We start from the raw sequence: 17006 nt of genomic DNA on the forward strand, positions 1-17006 counted from the left end.
GCTAATTTGCTGAGTGTCATTCAAACCTGTCGTTTTCAGCACCGCTGTGTAATGGATTTTTTCACACAAGCTTTACTGGCAACCATCGGTGTTATTGAGCGCCCTTCTTTAATCCCTCAATTTAATACCTGAATTCTTACGCCATGTGTAATCGCGCTGTTGAGAGAAAGCATCTGACTTTGAGGAATAGAATTAAAAGATTATAGAGAAAAATAATCTGCTTTTCTAAGCTTACTCAGATGCACGATCTAGTGATTAGTTTGTATATTAATAAGTATGAGTTTGGCAGAGATATTTAATTAATTCAACATCTTTGCTACACTACCCCTCAATAATATTTAAATCTCTTATTGAAATTCATCTCAATTTCATATGGCTGTGAAAAACTAGTTAATGAAGCAATGTTTTTTTTGCTAGTTCAAAAATCCTCTTAGTAATAACTAAATATTTAATCTCAAGCTCAATACAAAATTATTGTTGCGATCGCTCATGGCACTGGCGTAGGCGAGCGCAAATTCTAACTCGTTCCCTCATCACCCAAAGATATTGACTATGATCGTTACTCGTTATCTGTTTCGCGCTTCTACTGTTCTCAAACGCAGTACGGGAGTAATCTTGAGTCTAATGTTAATAACCGCACCTGCTGCTGTTTTAGCTCACGCTGGACATGGAGATGAATTTCAAAGCGGAAATTCTCAACAAGAAGCTTCAGATTCGATCCAAGTTGATGCTCAAACCGCCAAAAGTTTAGGAATCAAAGTCGAACCAGTCACTAGTCAACGCCTTGACATTGGCATTAAAACGACGGGACAGATTGAAGCTTTACCCAGCCAACAAGTAGAAGTTACATCAGCAATTCCAGGGAAAGTGAGCGAACTTTTGGTAGAACCTGGCACATACGTACAAGCAGGACAGCCCGTGGCGGTAATTGCCAGTCCGGATCTAGTAGAATTACGCGTTGATTCCCAAGAAAAAGAAGCGATCGCTAAAGCCGAATCGCAACAAGCCCAAGCAGATTTAACCCTAGCCCAACAAAATTATCAACGTCAAGTTGAAATTGCTAAAGCTGAAATCGAACAAGCACAAACTCAAGTAGCAGTAGCTCAAGAACAATACGATCGCGATCGCGAATTAGCAGAGAAAGGAGTCATTCCTCGCCGTCAAATGCTCGAATCTCAAGGCAAGCTAGCAGAAATCAAAGCCCAACTTATCACAGCTTCAAGTCAAAGAGAAGTTCTAGAGGCTCAAAACCAACTTAAGCGTTCTCAATCTGCTGTTGAAGCAGCTAATTCGCGTCTACAACTGAGTAATGCTACTTATCAAGCCCGACTACAACAACTAGGTACTAAAGCCAACGAACGAGGACTGGCAATAATAACAGCACCTATTTCTGGTAGAGTCAGCGATCGCGAAGTTACTCTCGGTCAAGCCTTTCAAGATGCGGGTGGAAAGCTGATGACAATCATTAATGACAGTCAGGTTTGGGTGAGTGCTAATATTTACGAAAAAGACTTAGATAAAATTAAAAACGGTCAACAAGTTAGAGCGAAAGTAGCTTCCGTGAGCGAGCGCACTTTTATCGGACGCATTGCGGTAATTGGTTCAATAGTCGAAGGAGAAACGCGCGTTGTCCCAGTTAAAGCCCAATTGAGCAATAGCAATGGTACTCTTAAACCAGGAATGTTTGCTGAATTGGAAGTAATTACCAATCAAACAGATATAGCAACTACAGTCATTCCCAATTCGGCAATAGTTGATGTAGAGGGAAAAAAACTAGTTTATTTGCAGAACGGCGATTCTTTCCAATCTGTCGAAGTTAATCTCGGTCAAACTTCTGGAGATTTAGTTGAAGTAAAAAGCGGTTTGTTTGAAGGGGATTTAATAGTTACTCAGCGCGCGCCTCAACTTTACGCAGAATCTTTGCGAGGTGGTGGTATCCAAGAAGATGCGTCAACTGAACCAGCAGGAAAAACAGAAGAGTCAAACGCTGCTTCAGAAACCAAACTCAGTGTTTCTAAAAGAGAAAGACAACTGCCTTTATGGTTGTTGGGAACAGTAGGAGGAAGTGTAATTGGAGCGAGTGCTTTTTTAGCGGGGAGTTTTTGGACTAGTCGTCGTCATCGATCGCGCACAGAAAATAAAGTAAAGTCTTATGAAACAGAAATTTATCTAAACAATCACCACCAATCTTCAACTTTGTCTTCTTCAGCAGAATCACCCGAGGAACGCAAAGAGTTCCAAAAACCAAACTAATAGTTTCTTGCTTGTTTTTGATTATTCCTATTAGCTCAAACGATACTTGGTAGATATGGACATGATTAGTACTATTGCCAAATGGGGAATTGTCAGACGCTGGTTAGTTGTCATTGGTTGCGTTAGACAATTGATTGGTAAAGAGCGATCGCCTCAATCGATTTTTTTCGATAAAAAGCGATCGCTCTTTTGTTTGACTTTTAACTATAATTTTCTACTAACCACTATTCAGCTAGAGTGCTGCATCTGGTTCATCATTTGTTTACAACAACCACATGGGCTGTTTTGGTCTTGATTTCGATTGGGTTGTCGATCTTGAGCCAAACTAGCACCAGCAGTTAGCATAACAAACGCAACAGCTACTGTAACAGCTTTTAGAGCAATTTTAGATGATTTCTGAAACACGATCGGATCTCCTATTTATTTAGTTAAAGTGGCGAAAATTTGTCTGGAACTCTCGAATCAAGACTAAATAATTGCCTAAAGAACTATATTAAGTGTAAGGTCTATAGCTAACTATAGAGTCAAGTTTATTATTCATATTTTTGCCAGGAATATGACACGAATCGAAGTTAAAGCTTTACAAGAGCAATTAATTAAAATCGGTGAATTAGCCAAACAAACTAACGTTAGCGTGAGTACTTTAGGTTACTACGAAAGTTTAGGACTACTCGAACCTGCTTTTCGCAATACTCAAAATGCACCTGTTATCGCACTGACTTTGCTCAAACAGGGAGAAGACAATACTGTCATGTATGGCTGTCGCTTTCTCAAGTCAGCACTTGGTATCTATCGTAGCAATGATGGCGGCAAAACCTGGGAGAAGTTATGGATGGAAACTAAGGGCGTGGTGGTTAAATTGGCGATCGCACCTAATAATCCTCAAATACTTTACGCAGTGAATGAAAATAACACTGTTTTTCAATCTCAAGATAGCGGTAAAAGTTGGCAAAAGTTGAGCTGACGCTTGTGAAAAGATGCATCCGAGCGAACAATCTGCGGGCGTTTTAAAATTATACTAACGCTGTTGCTCTAATCATTTTATTCCTCTGTTTGCTGATTTGTGTATGGCTGTCGATTCATTTCAATTTGAGTTTGTTTGCGCCAGAAAGATTGCTACAAACGATTAGACGTTTGGAAATGTTAAGACTGATCGCTTACATTGGTGTGCTAGCTTTGTCTGTCGTCATCAGCCCAGTTCCTGGCGCACCGATAGCCGTTATAGCTGGAACAATTTGGGGTTCGCTCTTAGCTGGAGTGTATAGCGTTATTGGCGGTTTTTTGGGAAGTATGATCGCTTACTATATCGGACGTACCTTGGGGCGAACGGCAATTTAATCCCTAACAGGAAAAAATATTTACTTCACAAAACAACACGGAAAAATATATTTGACTTGGTTCATTTTCCTAACTCGTTTATTACCCGTTTTGCCTTTCGATCTGATTAGTTACGCTGCAAGAATCACAGGGCTTTCTTTTCCTGCTTATGCTTTTGCAACCTTATTAGGAATGATTCCTTCTACTTTTTTGCTCACTTACTTGGGGTCAAGTTTCATGGTTAACAAGTTTTCGAGCATTAGTTTGCTAATTGTTTTTCTTATTTTGCTGGTTGGTTTACCTTGAATTCGACGACATAACTGGCTAGGGATTAAAGACATTATTAGGATCGAGTAACACTTTATATTCAGTAAAAACTGGTTATTTTTTCGCTTGAGCTAACATTTGCCTCATTTGGGCAATTTCCTCATTTTGATCTCTAACGATACAGCGATCGCCCGTTTCGGCACAAACACCGCATCTTTGACCGTGAAGAGCAGATTTACGTGACATAAAACGAGCGCACAGAGCGCAAGTATCGGCGCAATCGCGACATAGCTTGATACATTCAGCCATCATTTAGTACCATATCGCTGTATAAACAGGCAGTGGCACAATTTTCACAATCGCGAAGACAATCGAGACAAGCTTGAATACAAGTCTCAAGCTGGGATTCATGAGTTGCTGTAATTATTTAACTCCTATTTAATTAAAGTAGTAAACTTACATAATGCAGTTTTCATTCATGTAGTCTTTTTCAAATTAATAAAATAGAAAGTATTGATTCATTTTACTTCTAGCTTAAGCTATATTGGATTTTTTTTAAATACAAGTATTTCATCTCAATTTTATTTAGGCGTGTTATGTGTAGTTATCAATTAATTTTCGAGTTGCTAATATTTTATCTGGATTTCATCTAACTTCGCGCTGCATCCTTTAGCTGAAAAATAGGCTAGTCACTTCAACTCAATAGATAAAGAAGAAAACATTGGATTTTACTGAAGTAATTTTGTTTATAACTGTTGCTCTAAATTCGTCCAAGATTCTTTAGTAGTACTACGAATAACGAGAAAATTTTTAATTTATTACTAAATCGGAATAAAGTCGTAATAATTAATGGTAGAAAAATTATTTTTATAAGTATAATTTATATCAATTTACATAAAGGAATCTTGACCTTTTTGTGTAAGCATTATAGAAAAATTAAAATACTAAGATTCTTTTTTTTCACCGTTGTGAGTTTGAATTATAGTAGTCGAGCAATGATAGAGGTGTTCTCAGTTGGGATAAACTGCTAAAGCAATAGTTAGGGAAGATAATTCTGGATTGTGTTGGATAATTTTTTATTTGAATAATAATTCATAACCTCCCAATAATCATTTCTATTAAGATAAGTTATTAGCAAATATTTCATTTGAGTAGATATGCGGTTTTTATAAAAAATTGAACTTGTCCTTTTAAAGAAAGAAGTATATTGAATAGTAAGATGTAAAGTATTGATTTATTGATGTTTGATAGAATAATTTTCGAGAGTAAATTTAGTTTTTATTTGAGGCGAATGATTTATGGCTAAAATCGTACTAATTTTTTATTGCAAAAAATTTCTAGAGTTAGTAGTAATATTTTGTGCTGCCAATAAAGCGAGATTCAAGACATTTATAATAATGACCAAAAATTAAAACTAGCTAGTTTTAATTTTTTTAATAAACATCATATTAATTCGATTATGTTTGACTCTATTTGAATTCCTATTGTCTCAGTTGCAGATAAAATTAAAATAAAATTTTGTACTATTTTTTAATCTAAATTTGATAAATTAGATGCCTTAATAAGTAAAAATTTACTAAATGTTAGCTTTTTTTCGTGAGCAAACTTTTTTAGACGATATGATGCAGAAACAAGAGCGAATTTTAAACAACAATTTTAAGTACTTTCGCGCAGACGATCGAACTTTTGCTAAAATTTCATCTTCATTTCATTTTGGAATGTCATTCTAAGTAGAGTCAGTTGTAAATTTAATTTTTCATGCTCAACTCTATCCTCAAGTGGTCGATCGTTCAACGGTGGCTGGTGGTTATAGGAGCCATTGTCGTCACAATCTGGGGTTCGTATAATCTTACCCAAATGCCTTTGGATGTCTTTCCTGACTTTGCTCCGCCACAGGTAGAAATCCAAACGGAAGCCCCAGGACTCGCTCCCGAAGAGGTTGAATCGTTAATTACCCTGCCGATTGAAAGTGCGGTCAATGGTACGCCTGGTGTAGAAACAGTGCGTTCTTCCTCAGCAGTCAGTATTTCCGTAGTTAAAGTCATCTTTAAGTGGGGAACAGATGTTTATCAAGCGCGTCAGTTGGTAACTGAGCGATTGCAACAGGTACAGGAAAAATTACCAGAAGACGTTGAAAATCCGCAAATTTCTCCGATTTCTTCTCCGATTGGTACAGTCGTTCAGTACGCCTTCACAGCCCAAACAACTTCACTGATGGAAGTGAGACGCTTAATCGATCGCGATGTGACCAACCGATTGCTAGCTATACCAGGGATTTCTCAAGTCATTGCCTATGGGGGAGATGTGCGCCAATATCAGGTATTGGTCGATCCAGCCAAGTTAAAAGCCTTTAATATTACCTTAGATGAAGTAACCACAGCTGCTAGAGAAGCTAATGTTAATGCAGCAGGCGGTTTTTTAATTAATCCCGACCAAGAAATTATTATTCGTGGCATGGGGCGCATCGAGTCGATTGAGCAACTGGTAAATTCTGCGATAACCGCTCGTAATGGCACACCCGTGTTACTTAAAGATATAGCGGACGTGAAGATTGGAGCTGCTTTAAAGCGTGGGGATGGCAGTTTAAATGGTCAAACCGCTATTGTAGTTATGGTTAACAAACAACCTCAGTACGATACTCCTACCGTTACTAAAGAGATTGAAATGGCGATGGAAGAGGTCAAAGCTGCACTGCCTAAAGATGTAACAGTAACGGAAACTTTTCGTCAGGAAAATTTTATTGAATTTGCGATCAAAAACGTTACTGATTCTCTCCGTGACGGAATTATTATTGTTTCGATTATCCTATTATTGTTTTTGATGAACTGGCGCACTGCCATTATCACCCTCAGTGCAATTCCTTTATCGGTTCTGATTGGAATGCTGATTTTAAGCTGGTTCGGTCAGGGGATTAATACCATGACTTTAGGTGGTTTAGCAGTGGCAATTGGTTCGGTAGTAGATGACTCGATTGTCGATATGGAAAATGCCTATCGGGGTTTGCGAAAGAATCAGTTAGCAGACAATCCCGTGCATCCTTTCCAAGTGGTTTATGACACCTCAGTAGAAGTACGAGTCAGCGTTATTTTTTCCACGGTAATTATTGCGGTTGTCTTTGCGCCTATTTTTTCGCTGACGGGAGTAGAAGGGCGTATTTTTACACCTATGGGTGTTGCTTACCTAGTATCGATTTTTGCTTCTACCCTTGTGGCAATGACCTTATCTCCAGCACTATGCGCAATTTTACTAACCAAACGACCTTTGCCATCGGATGATACTTGGGTTAGTGCCTTGTCGCAACGAATTTATCGACCTCTACTTAATTTTGCTACCCGTTCCCCCAACATTATTTTAATAGTGGCAGGAGCTTCTTTAGTCGCTTCTTTGGCAATTTTGCCAAGTTTAGGACGGGTATTTTTGCCAGAGTTTCAAGAACCATCACTAGTCAATGCGATGCTGCTTTATCCAGGAAGTTCTCTAGAAGCAACCAATCAAGTTGGAATAGTAATGCAGGATGCCCTCAAAGAAGATAAACGATTTAAGACAGTGCAGTTGAGGGCTGGACGCGCCCCAGGCGATGCGGATGCAGGCGGAGTAAACCTGGGTCATCTGGATGTGGAATTGAGCGAAGAGGGATTGAAAGACAGAGAGGGGAGTATTGAAAAGTTACGAGAGGAATTTGCTAGAATTCCTGGAGTCGCTCCTAATATTGGCGGATTTATTTCCCACCGCATGGATGAAGTATTGTCTGGAGTGAGAAGTGCGATCGCCATTAAAGTTTTTGGTTCTGATTTAAAAGAACTACGCCGTCTGGGTTCTGAAGTAGAAGCAGTTGTACAAGATATTGAGGGGCTAGTAGATTTACAGCTTGAACCCCAAGTTCCAATCAAACAACTACAAATTCAATTTAACCGAGAAGCAGCTGCTCGCTACGGGTTAAGCGTCGGTAATCTAGCTGAAATGGTGGAAACAGCACTCAACGGAACAGTCGTCTCTCAAGTTCTCCAAGAACAACAACTATTTGACCTAGTAGTTTGGTTAGGGGAAGAAGCTCGCAACAACTTAGATGTTATCCGTAACTTACTAATCGATACACCTACAGGTCAAAAAATCCCCCTTGCTCAAGTTGCCAACATCGATTACGGAACTGGACCTAACACAATTAATCGAGAAAGCGTTTCTCGTCTCATTGTTGTTTCTGCCAATGTATCGGGTCGAGATTTGGGTTCAGTTGTAGATGAAATTCAAGATCGGGTACGTCAGTCGGTGTTGTTGCCTACGGGCTATTTTATTCAATACGGCGGTCAATTTGAATCGGAACAACGAGCGACTCAGAATTTATTAATCTATGGAGGACTGGCAATTGTCATTATTGCAGTTTTAATGTACTTTGCTGTAAAATCCGTAGAAGCTATGCTGATGATTATGATTAACTTGCCTCTAGCACTGGTGGGAGGTATATTTTCTATTGCCATAGGAGGTGGAATTATCTCTGTAGCCTCGCTGGTGGGATTTATTACTTTATTTGGAGTGGCAACGCGCAATGGATTGCTGCTGGTGGATAACTATAACAATAAGCTAGCAGAAGGAATGCCTTTACGGCAGGTCATTTTTGAGGGTTCTATAGAACGTTTGGTGGCTATTTTGATGACAGCATTGACCTCTGCTTTGGGAATGATTCCGTTGGTTATTGGCACGGGTGCGGGTAAAGAAATTTTGCAACCTCTAGCCATAGTCGTGCTGGGGGGTTTGTTCACTTCTACAGCGTTAACTTTGTTGGTATTACCCGCTTTGTACGCTAAGTTTGGCAAGTTCTTGATACCCAAGTCAAATATGTCAGTTGTTGAGGATGGCAAGGTAATTTCGGAGGTAATTAAAATCTGAAAATTCTGGTTTTATTCTAACGGAGAAGCTTCGCTAACGTAATTATGTATGCACTTTCGCGCAAAGGATAAAACTTCTACTATAATTTCATCTTTATTTCATTTTGAAATGTCATTGTAAGTAGAGTCGATTGTAAATATAATTCTTTTAAATAAGGAGTAAGTAACTTGAAATTATCTAGATTAATTTTAATTAGTTTAAGTACTTTTGGAATTTCATTAGCCTATAGTAATGTCACCCAGGCTAAAGATTTAAATAACTCTTCTACAATTTCTTTGTCCAAAATTTCCACTTTAATTATTGCTAATAGTAATAAAGATGATAGTGGTAAATCTCATGGGGGACAGGTAGTCGAATCGGGGGCTTATCATTTAGAATTCGTATCTGAAAGCGAGGAAACAGGAACTCACTTAGACCTTTACTTACAAAAAGGTGACACTCACGAAGCAATTCCTAATGCCAAAGTAACGGCTCTAGTTCAGTCACCCGATGGCAAACAACAGAGTCTAAATCTCACTTATGATGCTGAAGGAAAACATTACACAGTTTTATTTCCTGGTACAACAACTGGTCAATATCAAGTTAAAATCGCCGCAGATGTCAGTGGAGAAAACGTAAACGGTCGTTTTAGTTTTTAGTAATGATTTTTTAAGCTAAAAAATACTGGCGATCGAGATAATTTAATGGCAATGGCAGAGTTACGATCGATGCTTTTTGTTTAACTTTTATATAAAGTTAATATTTAATCTCGATTTTATCTAGGACTGATAGTTTAATCATTAGTTTTTTTAGACTTTTATAGTCAACCCGTTTTAATAATTAGAGCAAAACGGGTTTTTCTTTTTGCTCTAAAAAAATAAACTTCATCTTAATTTCATTTTCATCGATTAATTTAGTAGATATAGAGATTCATGAAATAAATACGAATCTGAAGTAAAAAAACTTTACTTTTTAAGACTAAAGATGAAGAAACAACTTATTTTTACCACAGCTATAACTGTAGCCTTTACAGTTTTAAGTTCTGCTACTTTTGCCAATACAACTAGAGAAGAAACAACCCTTCCTCATCTTATCGGCTCTACTCAATCCCCTCAAACTAAATGGTCATATGTCAGACATACTTTTAGAATTCAAATTCCTGAAACCAGTCCTGCTATTTCTCAAGTAAAAGTTATTTTACCTCCAGGAGTTACTGTCAAAAACGATATTACAGTACACAAGCGATCTGGGAAAGAAATAGCAACTAAGTATAATGTTAGTGATGATGAAGTAATTATTAATTTTACCGAACCACTTAAGTCAACAAACGAAATTGAAATTGACATGAATAAAGTAATTCTTTCCAGACTTCATCCCAATGATTGGAGCTATCGAATCAAAGCAAAACTTGCTGATACCGAACCAGAATTAAACCTTGGTGTTACTCGCATTAATAATTTTCAACGCTAGAAAATCACAAAAGACACAAAAAACTATGATTTTAATTTCACTTTAATTTCATTTAGTTTTTCACGGTTATTTCATTTAAAGTAATTAAGCTAATAAATAAGAACCAATAAAGTTAATTATTCGAGGAATAAATCATGAAAAAGCTAATTTCTACTGTTGCATTTACTTTAATTACCACATCTTTACCAGCTACTGCTTGGGCAAACGGAAAGTCTGATTATCCTGAAGGTACGCATCTTTTTGATAGTGCAGCAATTCCCAGTAACGCTCGTATTCAAAACGCTAATCATAAATTTAAAGTTCACGTTCAAAAAACCCCTATTTCAGAACTTTCGATTTATTTACCAGAAAAAGTAAATCTTTCTAAAGATATTGAAGTAACAGATGGAACTGGTCAAAAAATTGATGCTCAAACCTCTGTTGATAGTGGAAAAGCAGCTATCGCTTTTGCTCAACCAGTTTCTTCCGATACAGTTTTAAAAGTTAATTTACGCGGTATTAGAACTTCAGGTTTCGAGCAAAATTGGCTGTATCGCGTTTATAGCAAACCAGTAGAATTGACAGCAGAAACTCCGCTAGGAACGGCTGAAGTTCGCACTTATTTATCAAATTAAAATTTACTTACAAAATCCAGCTTTGAACGCCTTAACAATCGATCTACTAAGACGTATCAAGATTGGCCAAGGTATTAAGTTTAAGGCGGCAGTCAAAAAATTGATGCTAGCCTTATCATTAATAAAAGTAAAGTAAATCATCCTTATTGATTGTTCTTCTCAGACTCTAACTTATAGTTATGGTCTAATTTTGTATAAATTTCATCTTGATTTCATCCAATTATGTCAATCTGTCTAATTAGAGGGAAATTTAAGCACTTAATTACTCTCCTTAACTAAAAAAAATTCCATTTCAATAGTCGCTCAAAAGTTTATGTCTTTGTTTAGAAAGTTAATCGTTATAGGTGTTGGTGTGGGAATTAGTTTTAGTCAATTAAAATCAGTTTTTGCTCAAAGCCAATCTCCTTCTGAAGCTGACTCTCAAGAACAGCAGCAGAACAATAATTCTCTACAACTTCCAACTTCCCCTAATCAGGTAAAAATTCAACAAGTTCGATCAATTAGTCTTAAACAAGTACTAGAACTAGCAGAACAAAATAACCGTGAACTACAGGTTGCTGCCTTAACTTTAGAGCGATCGCGCTCGGCTCTACAACAAGCTCAAGCAGCTTTACTGCCCACTTTTGGAATAAACGGAGAACTCACTCAGGTTGGCGACCAAGAAAGACCTGGAGACGTAATTTTCGAGCCAGAATCTTCTTCGCCTACTTTTTTGAGCGGTACAGTCGAAGCTAACTATAACCTTTTTACTTTTGGCAAGCGCTCGGCACAAATTAAAACTGCCCAGGAACAAATAAAATTCGAGCAGTTAGAATTAGAAAGAATTCGTCAACAAACTAGACTAGATGTTTCTAGTGCTTATTACGATTTGCAGGAAGCTGACCAACAAGTAAAAATCGCTCAAGCTGCCGTAGAAAATGCTCGAATCGGTCTGCGTGATGCCCAATTGTTAGAGGAAGGAGGAATAGGAAGTAAAATTGATACGATTAGGGCTTCAGTGCAGTTGAAAAATGCCCAACAAGACTTAACTCAAGCTCAAACCGATGGAGATACAGCTAGCGACAAGTTAACTAGAATTCTAAGTTTGCCCGAAACAGTTGATGTTGCTGCTGCCGATCCTGTCCAAACAGCAGGTCAATGGAATCGCTCTTTAGAAGAAAGCATTATTTTAGCTTTTCAAAATCGAGCGGAATTAAAACAGCAGTCAATACAGCGCAATATTACCTCTCAACAGCGACAAATAGCTTTAGCTGAAATCAGACCAACTGTGAGTTTGTTTGCTAATTATCAGGCATTAAGCGAACTAAGTAATAAAGGGGCAGATGGATATGCAGCAGGGGCTAGAGTCGCCTGGAATTTCTTTGATGGGGGAACAGCATCAGCAGCAGCGAAACAGGAAGATGCGAACATCAAGATTGCCGAAACTCGCTTTGCCGATACCCGCAGCCAAATTCGTTTGGAAATCGAACAAGCTTACAAAAATATGATGGCAAATGCTAAGAATATCGAAACGGCAACTGCTGCCCTAGAACAAGCACAAGAAGCACTCTTGTTGATTAGCTTTGGCTATCGTCGAGGTGCAACTACTCAGCTAGAAGTAAACACGGCACAAAATGAATTGACCAACGCTGCTGGCAATAGAGTAAAAGCAATTTTGAACTACAATCGCTCTTTGACCTCGCTTCAAAGAGCAATTAACAACTTATAGCCAAATTTAGGGTAATAAGATGAGAATTCTCCTCGTTGAAGACGAACCAAACTTAGGTGCTGCGATCGAACGCACTTTAAAGCATCATAAATACATAGTCGATTGGGTACAAAATGGCAATGACGCTTGGGGTTACCTAGAAAGTAATTGGACGCAATATACGGTAGCGGTTTTCGATTGGTTAGTACCTGGTTTGTCGGGAATAGAATTGCTGAAAAAATTACGCGCTCAAAACAATCCTCTCCCAATTTTAATGCTCACCGCTAGAGATCGCATGGAAGATAAGGTAACTGGATTGGATGCGGGTGCAGATGATTATTTAATTAAACCCTTTGGTATGGCAGAATTGTTGGCACGTTTGCGAGCCTTACAGAGGCGATCGCCCCAAATTCAACCCCAACAATTGCAGTTAGGTAACTTACTCCTAGAGTGTGGCAATCAAACTGTTTATTATCTAGCTCCAGAAGGCGAAAAGCACCCAGTCTTGCTTACCAATAAAGAATTTCAGCTACTAGAATATTTTATGAAGCATCCGAATCAAATTATCACTAGCGAGCAGATTCGCAATCAACTTTGGGAAGCGGATGCAGAATCTTTTAGTAATGTGGTAGCTGCTCAAGTACGTTTACTCAGACGCAAGTTGGAATTAATTTCTAGCACTAATATAATTGAAACTTTACGCGGTTTGGGATATCGCTTGAATTGGGAAGCAGATGAGACAAAACAAGCTGTTCAATAAAACTCGCGTTTCATTGTCTCTCTGGTATGCAGGAGTAATGGGATTAATTCTAAGTCTACTCGGATTTGGAGTCTACAAAACAATTTCTCACGCTCATTGGGTTGCCCTCGATCGCGAATTAGAATCTGTGGCAGGAACCTTACATGACAGTTTAGAACTAAAATTAAAACAGACAGGACAAATCGAGCCGATAATCGGCGAACTATTGCCCAATCTTTGCTTAGTTGGAACTAGCTGTGTTTCCGAACGTTTTAACTCGCAACGTCACATTCTTTCTGCTGTCGATCGAGGTAATTACTATGCCCGCTTGTACGATACATCAGGACGCTTAATCGCTATCGCTGGAAATTATCCAGAAGGGTTGCCCCAACTCTTAAACAAAAAAACCTGGCAAACCAATAGCGATCGTCAAGGCAGGATTTATCATCAAATTTCTTTCTCGCTGCACACTCAAACCAGAGAAGATTGGGGATATTTCCAAGTCGGACGCAGCCTTGCTGACTTTGAGGATTATCTCGGTAGATTAAAATTAATTCTGCTATTAGGATTACCAATATCATTAATTTTCGTAGCTGTTGCTAGTTGGTGGTTGGCTGGTTTAGCGATGCAACCAATTTACCGCTCCTATCAACAGATAGAACAGTTTACAGCAGATGCCGCACACGAGTTGAGAACACCTTTAGCTGCGATGCAAGCGACGGTAGAGTCAGGATTGCTAGTCGATTTAGACAAACAAGAAACAAAAAACATTTTAACGACGATCGAGAAAGAAAATAAAAGACTGATTCAACTAGTTGCCGATTTGTTACTGTTGGCTCGCATGGATCGAAAAGCAATTCCTCTACGCCAACAGCGTTGCTGTTTAAACGATTTGGTTGACGACTTAGTAGAAGAATTAGACCCATTAGCGATCGCTAATCAAATAACGTTGACTCCTAAATTTAGAGTAGAAAAATCTATTAATGTGAGTGGTGATTGCAACCAACTATATCGTTTAGTGTATAACTTAATTGTTAATGCTATTCAACACACCCCTTCAGAAGGTCGAGTTACGGTTATTTTAGAGCGCGATGCCTCTCACACTCTACTTCAAGTTAAAGATACAGGTATTGGTATTGCCCCAGAACATCAAAAACATATTTTCGATCGTTTTTATCGCGTACAGAGCGATCGTTCTCGCAACACTGGTGGTTCGGGTTTGGGATTGGCTATAGCGAGAGCCATAGCGCGATCGCATTCCTTTAAGTTAAGTGTACATAGCCAACTAGGGCAGGGCAGCACTTTTACCCTAAAATGGCGAACAGCCGAATTTGAGCGATAAGACGGTAAGAAAGTGCTTCGGGGGATTGATTTTTCGTCGGTCGTCCTGGTTGACTGTCTCACTCTCACAAAATACATTATTTTCTTTATGGGAAGTAAGTTTTCTGTTAAAAATCAATATCAATTCTTGAAGCAGGATTATTTTCCTGAGAACTAAGAATGTGAGTATACACAGCAGTTGTTTTCGGGTCGCTGTGTCCGAGAAAATCCTGTACCTCCCGTAAAGAAGAACCACTTTGGAGACTTAAAGTCCCTGCGGTGTGACGTAAACTATGCGGAGAATGATGACGATTAAAATCGATATGTTTCAAGCCACACATTTCCAGATAACTATCAACAATAAAACCAATCCCGCTTCTAGATAAGCGTTGACCGTAACGATGATTAGATAAAGAATATAAATAAGGGAGAGGTTGGGGTCAATTTTTCTTCAGTTAACTTACGTGCTTGCCGATATTGAACTATTTCTTCTGCTAAATCGGGTCGTAAAATGACGTTTCGGATACTGTTTTTACCATCCAGCTTGAGATAATGCTGACCTTTTGATTGACTAAGATCTTGCAAATTAGCCCGATACATTTCGATGCTGCGACATCTCTGGAGTGCCATACAGCCGAGCAAAATGCGATCGCGCAATACCTGTACTTTGGTAGTATTCTCTCCGCGAATCTTATAGGTGGGTAAAATACTGTCAATTAACTGTGTAGCTGCTCTAGGGATAAATAATTAATTGTGCTACCAACAGAGCGCTTTTCCCTTGGTGCTTTCACCCCGATAGCAAGATTCTCTTTGACCAACTTATCTGCTGAACAAGCAGTGTAGAAATGTTGGATAGCTTGAAGAGATAAACGAATTGTCGGGGTTGTTTTCGACTCATCGACCAGATGTTTTCGATATTTGAGAATATTTTGCTTAGTAATAAGGGCTGGGTAAAGCTCTAGCTCTCTACACCAAGAGAGAAACTGAGCCACGCGATTGCGATAAGTTTTAATCGTATCAACACTGGCATTACCATCAGCGATAGTTAGGTTAAGATATCTTTCAAAACAGTCCCACATTGCTTTTACCGTAGGCAAAGTCGAGACAGTAGCCACAGAACCAACTCTCTTGTCAAATCTGCAATCATCCTTTAAGCGTCGAATTGCCATAATTCGATCAAAAAACATATACGAGAATATTACAGCAAAACGAGTTCTTTGATCGTGAAAAGCTATACATCATTTTGAAGATGTATAATCTTCAAAATGATGTATAATTAAATTAATAAATAAATCAGCTTAAAATGAACATTGCTTTATTGTTAAAGGATTCAGATCTTTCTCCCACCCTGCTCGAAGATCGTGGTGCGTATATCCAAGCTGTTCGTCAAGGAGTCCCTGGAAAAATTGTCGAGCAAGCGGTCAAAGCTCTAGGAGAGCGAGATTTGTTTGTTCGTTTATTGAGTACTAGTTCGGGCAACTTAAATCGGTTATACCACTCTAAACTACTGACAAGAGTTCAAACTGAAGGCGTTTTAGATACTCTAAAAGTCTTTAATGAAGCTATCAATGTTTTTGGCAATGAGGATATAGCAAAAGAATGGTTACACACGAGTATTCCAGCTTTAGATGGAGAATTACCAATTAATTTGTGCGACACTTTTGAAGGGAGAAAACTAGTTAGAGAATCTTTAGCCGCGATCGAGTATGGTGAGTTTACATAAGTGGAGCTTTTTAGAATTACCCGCATCAAATATTTGGAAAATTTTACAGGTCGTGGAGGTTCTTTTGTAAATGGTGCCAGATGGAACCAACCTGGAATACCAGTACTCTATTTCGCTTTAACTCCCAGCGTCGCTCTTTTAGAAATGGCAAATTATCTCCCAAACCCAAGACTGATACCAGACGATTACAGATTAGGAATTTATTATTTGCCAGATACAGTATCAAGTCAAACTCTGACGGTTAATAATCTACCTCAAGATTGGAGTCGATACCCTTATCCGTCAAGTACTCAAAAAATTGGCAGCCAATGGCTAAATGAAGGTGGTAGTTTAATTTTGTTCGTACCCAGCGTAGCTGTACCTGCTGGTTTAGAAAACATTGCACTAATCAATCCCAGACATCCAGACATAAATAAGTTAAAACTGTCATCTGTCGAGTCCGATTTATATAACGACCGAGCTTTTAAAGGAATAGGGGATTAATTTTAGTGCGTAGAAAAGAACTGTTATTCGCACTAAAAGTTGTAAAATTGGTGAGTAGTTACAGGGAATTCGAGCATATTATCTTTTGTATGTTCTTTCACCACAAGAAGCGTCATTAAGGGATAAATTATACCAATTTAAATTGAAAACAAGGCAAATGAACTAAACTGGAAGTAGTTATTTAGTATTTTTTACTAATGGTTGGTGTAACTTCAATTGAAATAAAAGAAAGTTTGGATGATCTAGCTGAACAGTTACATCAAGCCAAAA

Annotated in this window: 16 protein-coding genes and 1 pseudogene; 13 read left to right on the top strand and 4 right to left on the bottom strand. The window is 38.4% G+C overall.

Annotated features, from left to right (window positions below):
• The first annotated feature begins 552 nt into the window (after positions 1 to 552).
• From V6C71_24445 to V6C71_24460, 4 genes are all read left to right on the top strand, one after another.
• The gene (locus tag V6C71_24445; GenBank protein HEY9771606.1) at positions 553 to 2253 is read left to right on the top strand and encodes an efflux RND transporter periplasmic adaptor subunit; all 1701 of its coding nucleotides are present in this window, start codon (positions 553 to 555) and stop codon (positions 2251 to 2253) included.
• Positions 2254 to 2314: 61 nt separating this feature from the next.
• Positions 2315 to 2548, top strand: coding sequence for a hypothetical protein (locus V6C71_24450; GenBank protein ID HEY9771607.1), 234 nt, complete (start codon positions 2315 to 2317; stop codon positions 2546 to 2548).
• 261 nt (positions 2549 to 2809) lie between these two features.
• Positions 2810 to 3217: a MerR family DNA-binding transcriptional regulator gene (locus V6C71_24455; protein HEY9771608.1), complete on the top strand. Its 408-nt coding sequence runs from the start codon at positions 2810 to 2812 to the stop codon at positions 3215 to 3217.
• A gap of 125 nt (positions 3218 to 3342) precedes the next feature.
• Positions 3343 to 3591, top strand: coding sequence for a hypothetical protein (locus V6C71_24460; GenBank protein HEY9771609.1), 249 nt, complete (start codon positions 3343 to 3345; stop codon positions 3589 to 3591).
• Positions 3592 to 3951: 360 nt separating this feature from the next.
• Here the strand turns inward: V6C71_24460 and V6C71_24465 are convergent, their stop codons facing one another.
• Entirely contained in the window at positions 3952 to 4083 is a 132-nt protein-coding gene (locus tag V6C71_24465; protein HEY9771610.1) for a hypothetical protein, read from the bottom strand.
• A 1512-nt stretch (positions 4084 to 5595) separates the two neighbouring features.
• Here V6C71_24465 and V6C71_24470 point away from each other — a divergent pair.
• The 7 genes from V6C71_24470 (at position 5596) to rppB (ending at position 14552) form a co-directional block, all read left to right on the top strand.
• Positions 5596 to 8721, top strand: coding sequence for an efflux RND transporter permease subunit (locus tag V6C71_24470; GenBank protein HEY9771611.1), 3126 nt, complete (start codon positions 5596 to 5598; stop codon positions 8719 to 8721).
• Positions 8722 to 8888: 167 nt separating this feature from the next.
• Positions 8889 to 9359: a hypothetical protein gene (locus tag V6C71_24475; protein HEY9771612.1), complete on the top strand. Its 471-nt coding sequence runs from the start codon at positions 8889 to 8891 to the stop codon at positions 9357 to 9359.
• Positions 9360 to 9684: 325 nt separating this feature from the next.
• Positions 9685 to 10170 carry a hypothetical protein gene (locus tag V6C71_24480; protein HEY9771613.1) on the top strand — a complete coding sequence of 162 codons (486 nt, stop codon included), beginning with the start codon at positions 9685 to 9687 and terminating at the stop codon, positions 10168 to 10170.
• Between the two features lie 134 nt (positions 10171 to 10304).
• On the top strand, positions 10305 to 10784 hold the full coding sequence (locus V6C71_24485) for a DUF2808 domain-containing protein (protein ID HEY9771614.1): 480 nt from the start codon (positions 10305 to 10307) through the stop codon (positions 10782 to 10784).
• Positions 10785 to 11097: 313 nt separating this feature from the next.
• The gene (locus V6C71_24490; protein HEY9771615.1) at positions 11098 to 12492 is read left to right on the top strand and encodes a TolC family protein; all 1395 of its coding nucleotides are present in this window, start codon (positions 11098 to 11100) and stop codon (positions 12490 to 12492) included.
• A gap of 19 nt (positions 12493 to 12511) precedes the next feature.
• Entirely contained in the window at positions 12512 to 13231 is a 720-nt protein-coding gene (gene rppA / locus V6C71_24495) for a two-component system response regulator RppA (GenBank protein ID HEY9771616.1), read from the top strand.
• Positions 13206 to 14552: a two-component system sensor histidine kinase RppB gene (rppB, locus tag V6C71_24500; GenBank protein HEY9771617.1), complete on the top strand. Its 1347-nt coding sequence runs from the start codon at positions 13206 to 13208 to the stop codon at positions 14550 to 14552. The genes rppA and rppB overlap by 26 nt, the downstream gene beginning before the upstream one ends.
• A gap of 106 nt (positions 14553 to 14658) precedes the next feature.
• On the opposite strand, the pseudogene V6C71_24505 reads toward rppB, so the two are convergent.
• The 3 genes and pseudogenes from V6C71_24505 to V6C71_24515 form a co-directional block, all read right to left on the bottom strand.
• Positions 14659 to 14916, bottom strand: a pseudogene (locus V6C71_24505) (tyrosine-type recombinase/integrase).
• Between the two features lie 19 nt (positions 14917 to 14935).
• On the bottom strand, positions 14936 to 15187 hold the full coding sequence (locus V6C71_24510; GenBank protein ID HEY9771618.1) for a hypothetical protein: 252 nt from the start codon (positions 15185 to 15187) through the stop codon (positions 14936 to 14938).
• Positions 15188 to 15246: 59 nt separating this feature from the next.
• Positions 15247 to 15699: a phage integrase N-terminal SAM-like domain-containing protein gene (locus V6C71_24515; GenBank protein HEY9771619.1), complete on the bottom strand. Its 453-nt coding sequence runs from the start codon at positions 15697 to 15699 to the stop codon at positions 15247 to 15249.
• A gap of 134 nt (positions 15700 to 15833) precedes the next feature.
• Between V6C71_24515 and V6C71_24520 the strand changes: the two genes are divergently transcribed.
• Together V6C71_24520 and V6C71_24525 are read left to right on the top strand one after the other, a co-directional pair.
• A complete protein-coding gene (locus V6C71_24520) occupies positions 15834 to 16253 on the top strand; it encodes an antitoxin Xre/MbcA/ParS toxin-binding domain-containing protein (GenBank protein ID HEY9771620.1) in 420 nt (139 codons plus the stop codon).
• Positions 16254 to 16736, top strand: a complete 483-nt coding sequence (locus V6C71_24525) for an RES family NAD+ phosphorylase (GenBank protein HEY9771621.1) — start codon at positions 16254 to 16256, stop codon at positions 16734 to 16736.
• The last annotated feature ends 270 nt before the right edge of the window (positions 16737 to 17006 follow it).

The sequence above is a fragment of the Coleofasciculaceae cyanobacterium genome, assembly GCA_036703275.1.
GTDB lineage: Bacteria > Cyanobacteriota > Cyanobacteriia > Cyanobacteriales > Xenococcaceae > Waterburya.